Source organism: Coprococcus sp. AF99-45 (assembly GCF_027663865.1).
Taxonomy (GTDB): domain Bacteria; phylum Bacillota; class Clostridia; order Lachnospirales; family Lachnospiraceae; genus Allocoprococcus; species Allocoprococcus comes.
The window spans coordinates 221-668 of the sequence record NZ_JAQDGZ010000066.1 but is presented as its reverse complement, the minus strand read 5'-3'; the positions used below and the strand labels follow the sequence as shown (position 1 = coordinate 668).

General features: G+C 35.9%; 1 protein-coding gene. It reads right to left on the bottom strand.

Annotated features, from left to right (window positions below):
* Positions 1-448: hypothetical protein (locus tag PGR14_RS16060; RefSeq protein WP_270223734.1), on the bottom strand; the 448-nt coding region annotated here is incomplete at both ends.

Genomic DNA, 448 nt, shown 5'->3' with positions numbered 1-448 from the left:
TAAGAATGCACAGATTGAACATTAATATTGTATTTTTCACAGCACTCTTTCAAATTTTTATACTCATCACCTCTATAGTAAAATACATCCGTTTCCAGACTTTGCTTCCTTCTCAGACAATGTCGGAAAGCTTCTTGGATCGAACAGTTCTTTCGCCACGCTCTATTGCGTACTGCTTTTAATGACACATCAAATTTTGTACAGCATGCCGACAAAGACGAGTATAAAACCGACTCCCATTCAAAATAATCCTCCATCTTTTTATTATAGTAATATTCAACCGCCTCTACTTTACCCTTTTTCGTTCTCCACATATAACCATAAACGCTGCTGACATTTATACCAAGTTTGTGGCAGCAGTCACTCAAATCATGATAAATACTATCCCGGAATACAAATGTTCTGGAATCTATTTTTTGTCCTTCCTGCTTTTCAATACGATTGATAT